3 protein-coding genes and 1 pseudogene are annotated in these 4,784 nt (G+C 70.0%); 2 read left to right on the plus strand and 2 right to left on the minus strand.

Annotation, left to right across the window (positions count from 1 at the left end; genetic code table 11):
- Positions 1-110, minus strand: a pseudogene (locus RZ84_RS41070) (acyl-CoA thioesterase); the annotation flags it as partial.
- 283 nt (positions 111-393) lie between these two features.
- Here RZ84_RS41070 and RZ84_RS14105 point away from each other — a divergent pair.
- On the plus strand, positions 394-1,695 hold the full coding sequence (locus RZ84_RS14105; RefSeq protein ID WP_078893751.1) for an LCP family protein: 1,302 nt from the start codon (positions 394-396) through the stop codon (positions 1,693-1,695).
- Between the two features lie 62 nt (positions 1,696-1,757).
- On the opposite strand, the gene RZ84_RS14110 is transcribed toward RZ84_RS14105, so the two are convergent.
- Positions 1,758-2,930: an acyl-CoA dehydrogenase family protein gene (locus tag RZ84_RS14110; protein WP_043264615.1), complete on the minus strand. Its 1,173-nt coding sequence runs from the start codon at positions 2,928-2,930 to the stop codon at positions 1,758-1,760.
- Between the two features lie 209 nt (positions 2,931-3,139).
- On the opposite strand from RZ84_RS14110, the gene RZ84_RS14115 reads away from it, so the two are divergent.
- The gene (locus tag RZ84_RS14115; RefSeq protein ID WP_043264616.1) at positions 3,140-4,480 is read left to right on the plus strand and encodes a UDP-glucose dehydrogenase family protein; all 1,341 of its coding nucleotides are present in this window, start codon (positions 3,140-3,142) and stop codon (positions 4,478-4,480) included.
- The last annotated feature ends 304 nt before the right edge of the window (positions 4,481-4,784 follow it).

Genomic DNA, 4,784 nt, shown 5'->3' on the forward strand with positions numbered 1-4,784 from the left:
AGGAGGTTGGTGTCGGCCGCGGTCATGATGTGCGACAGCGTGGTGCGGGAGACGGAGGTGGGCTTGCCCGCGAGGTCGTCCTCCGGGCTGTTGGTGACGAGGTCGGTCATGCAGACCAGCGTAAGCCGGTGCCGTACGGGACCGTACGGGGCGGCCCCGGCCGGGCCCGCGGGCGGGCGTGAGATGGCTCGCACCCCGGATGTGACACCGCTCTCCCGCACCCGCCGGAAACCATCCGGAATGACTTCTTCCGCTGGTCCCGCCGGAATGGTCGGCCGCCTTGCGGTATGGGCCGGTAGGGCTCCGTCGCTTTGCATCAGCTCTGCAACAGCCCTGGCCCGATCCCGTACCCGCCCTATGGAGCACCCCCTTCCGGCGTGCACACTTCCCGGTATGAATGAGTGGCCCCAAGGACGATCCGGCGACGAGTACGGACGCGGCAGCGGCAGCGCCGAGCCGGAGGGAGCGCGCGCCATGCCCCAGGTACGGCGCGACGCGGGCTCCGGCTCCCCGCGGCGCGAGCCCCCGCTGCCGCCCTCGATGTCCCCGCGCCGCGGCGCGGGTGGCCCGCCGCGGCAGTCCCAGGGCTACGACGGCGCCTACGAGAACGGCTACGACAGCGGTTACAACACCGGGCAGGTCTACGGCGGCGGCCGGGGCCGCGGCGACGACGGCTACGGAGGCGACGGGTACGGCGGCGGCCGGCCGCGCCCCCGCTGGGGCCGCCGCATCAAGTGGACCGTGCTGACCCTGATCCTGGTGCTGCTGGTCGCCTCGGTCGGCACGTATATATGGGCCAACGGCAAGCTGCGCCGCGAGGTGGACCTGAGCAAGGTCATCGACCGGCCCGCCACCGGCAGCGGCACCAACTACCTGATCGTCGGCACCGACAGCCGCGAGGGCATGACCGACGAGATGAAGCAGAAGCTGCACACCGGCGGCCCGACCGACGGCGGGCGCACCGACTCGATGCTGATCCTGCACGACGGCAGCAACGGTCCCACGCTGATCTCCCTGCCGCGTGACTCCAACGTCGAGATCCCCTCGTACGTCGGCTCGACCTCCGGCAAGAGGTTCCCGGACACCGGGAAGCACACCAAGCTGAACGCGACCTACGCCATGGACGGCCCGAACCTGCTGGTCCGCACGATCGAGTACAACACCCACCTGCACATCGACCACTACGTCGAGATCGGCTTCGCCGGCTTCGCCAACATCGTCGACGCGCTCGGCGGCGTCCAGATGGACATCCCCCAGGCGTTCAAGGACAAGGACTCCGGCGCCGACTTCAAGGCCGGCACGCAGACCCTGAACGGCGCGCAGGCGCTCGCCTTCGTCCGGACCCGGCACGCCTTCGCCAGCCAGGACCTCCAACGCACCAAGAACCAGCAGAAGTTCCTGGCCACCATCGCGAAGCAGGCCGCCACACCGGGCACCGTCCTCAACCCCTTCAAGCTCTACCCGGTGCTGGGCGCGGGTCTGGACACGCTGAAGGTGGACAAGGACATGAACCTGTGGGACCTGGGCCAGATGTTCTTCGCGATGAAGGGCGTCACCAGCGGCGACGGCAAGTCGATGAACATGCCGGTCTCCGGCAGCACCGGCGGCAACCTCGTCTGGGACCAGGCCAAGCTCAAGCAGCTGGTCCAGCAGCTGAACAACGACCAGCCGGTCACCGTCACCAGCAACAACTGACCCCGGCGCACGAAAGGCCCCGGACCGCGCGGTCCGGGGCCTTCGCCGTGCACGGCCGGCCGTTACGGCAGGTTGCGCGCCATCACGATCCGCTGCACCTGGTTGGTGCCCTCGTAGATCTGCGTGATCTTGGCGTCCCGCATCATCCGCTCGACCGGGTAGTCACGGGTGTAGCCGTAACCGCCGAGCAGCTGGACGGCGTCCGTGGTGATCTCCATGGCGGCGTCCGAGGCGTAGCACTTGGCGGCGGCGCCGAAGAACGTCAGGTCCTCGTCCTTGCCGCCGGCCGAGATCCGCTCGGAGCGGGCCGCCGCGGCGTAGGTGAGCTGGCGGGCCGCCTCCAGCTTCATGGCCATGTCGGCGAGCATGAACTGGACGCCCTGGAAGTCGCCGATCGGCTTGCCGAACTGCTTGCGCTCCTGGACGTACCCCTTGGCGTAGTCGAGCGCGCCCTGGGCGATGCCGAGGGCCTGGGCCGCGATGGTGATGCGGGTGTGGTCCAGGGTCTTCATGGCGGTGGCGAAGCCGGTGCCCTCGTCGCCGATCATGCGGTCGGCGGGGATCCGGACGTTGTCCAGGTAGACCTCGCGGGTCGGGGAACCCTTGATGCCGAGCTTCTTCTCCGGCGCACCGAAGGAGACACCCTCGTCGCCCTTCTCCACAACGAAGGCCGATATTCCCCTGGAGCGCTTCTCCGGGTCGGTGACGGCCATGACGGTGTAGTACTCGCTGACGCCCGCGTTGGTGATCCAGCGCTTGACGCCGTTGAGGACGTAGTGGTCGCCGTCCCGCACCGCCTTGGTCTTCATCCCGGCCGCGTCGGAACCGGCGTCCGGCTCGCTCAGGCAGTACGAGAACATCGCGTCGCCGTTGGCGAGCGGCGCCAGGTACTTCTTCTTGATCTCCTCGCCGCCGGAGAGGATCACCGGGAGCGAGCCGAGCTTGTTGACGGCCGGGATGAGGGAGGAGGAGGCGCAGACCCGGGCGACCTCCTCGATGACGATCACGGTCGCCAGCGCGTCGGCGCCGGCGCCGCCGTACGCCTCGGGGACGTGGACGGCGTGCAGGTCGTTGGCGACCAGCGCGTCCAGTGCCTCCTGGGGGAAGCGGGCCTCCTCGTCGACCGCGGCGGCGAACGGCGCGATCTTCGCCTCGGCGAGCGAGCGCACCGACTCGCGGAGCATGTCGTGCTCCTCGGACGGCCGGTACAGATCGAAATCAGCGGTTCCCGCCAAGGTTTCTCACTCCCCTGTGAGGTGTCGGCAGCGCTAACTACCGTTAAGTAACCCTTACTGACACAGGATTCTAGGCGCCGATCCCCGCCCCGGATACGTGAGGTTGCCGACAGTTACCCCAGGGGTGGCGCGCATGACCGGAGTGGGGCGTTCCCTGCCCGACTATGCTCGGTCAGCGCCGTTTTTCCGCAGACGTCTGGAGCCCCCGCATGGCCCTCAAGATCACCGTGATCGGCACCGGCTACCTCGGTGCCACCCACGCCGCCGCGATGGCCGAGCTGGGTTACGAGGTGCTCGGGCTGGACGTGCTGCCGGAGAAGATCGAGATGCTCCGCCGGGGCGAGGTCCCGATGTACGAGCCGGGGCTGGAGGAACTGCTGCGCCGCCACGTCGCCGGGATCGAGGGCTCCAGCGGCCGACTGCGCTTCACCACCTCCTACGAGGAGGTCGGCGCGTTCGGGGACATCCACTTCGTCTGCGTGAACACCCCGCAGAAGCACGGCGAGTACGCCTGCGACATGTCCTATGTCGAGTCCGCCTTCGACGCGCTGGCGCCGCATCTGACCCGGCCCACGCTGGTGGTCGGCAAGTCGACGGTGCCGGTGGGCAGCGCGGCCCGGCTCGCCGAGCGGCTCGCCGCCACCGCCCCGGCCGGCCCGGACGCCGAGCTGGCGTGGAACCCGGAGTTCCTGCGCGAGGGCTTCGCCGTCCAGGACACCCTCCACCCCGACCGCATCGTGGCCGGCGTCATGAGCGAGCGGGCCGAGGCGCTGCTGCGCGAGGTGTACGCCACCCCGATCGCCGAGGGCTCGCCGTTCGTCGTCACGGACTACCCGACCGCCGAGCTGGTCAAGACCGCCGCCAACTCCTTTCTGGCGACCAAGATCTCGTTCATCAACGCCATGGCCGAGGTGTGCGAGGCGGCCGACGGCGACGTGGCGAAGCTGGCCGAGGCGATCGGCCACGACGAGCGGATCGGCAAGAAGTTCCTGCGCGCCGGCATCGGCTTCGGCGGCGGCTGCCTGCCCAAGGACCTGCGGGCCTTCATGGCACGCGCCGGCGAACTGGGCGCCGACCAGGCGCTGACCTTCCTCCGCGAGATCGACTCGATCAACATGCGGCGCCGCGGCCACATGGTCGAGATGGCCCGGGACGCGGTGGGCGGCGGCTTCCTCGGCAAGCGGGTCGCCGTCCTCGGCGCGACCTTCAAGCCGGACTCGGACGACGTGCGCGACTCCCCCGCGCTCAACGTCGCCGGCCAGATCCACCTCCAGGGCGGCCAGGTCACCGTCTACGACCCCAAGGGCATGGCGAACGCCCGCCGGCTCTTCCCCACCCTCGGCTACGCGGACAGCTCGCTGGACGCGGTGCGCGGCGCGGACGTGGTGCTGCATCTGACGGAGTGGCGCGAGTTCCGCGAACTGGACCCGGCAAAGCTGGCCGAAGTGGCCGGCGAACGCCGCATCCTCGACGGCCGCAATGCGCTGGACGCTGCGCTGTGGCGTAAGGCGGGGTGGGTCTATCGGGCGATGGGCCGCCCTTCCGCCTAGCGGCGGGGCCGCTTCCCACGTTGTCGGCCGTCCCGCCGTTCCGCTGCGCTTTGCCTGCGCCCCACGTTGTCGGCTTTCCCGCCGTGGTGGTTGTTCGCCGTTGCGCCTGCGGCCCGTCCGCTGCGCTTTGCTTCGCCCCACGTTGCTGGCTGTCTCGCCGTTGCGCCTGCGGCGGGCGGGTCCGCTGCGCGGGGCTGTCGAGTGCGGTGGCGGGCCTGCGGGGCAGGGTGTCCGGACTGCTTCGCTTTACGTCCGGACACCCTGCCCCTCCGGCCCCCCCCCCCCCCCCGGGGGGGGGGGGAAA

The organism is Streptomyces sp. CT34 (assembly GCF_000805335.1).
GTDB lineage: Bacteria > Actinomycetota > Actinomycetes > Streptomycetales > Streptomycetaceae > Streptomyces.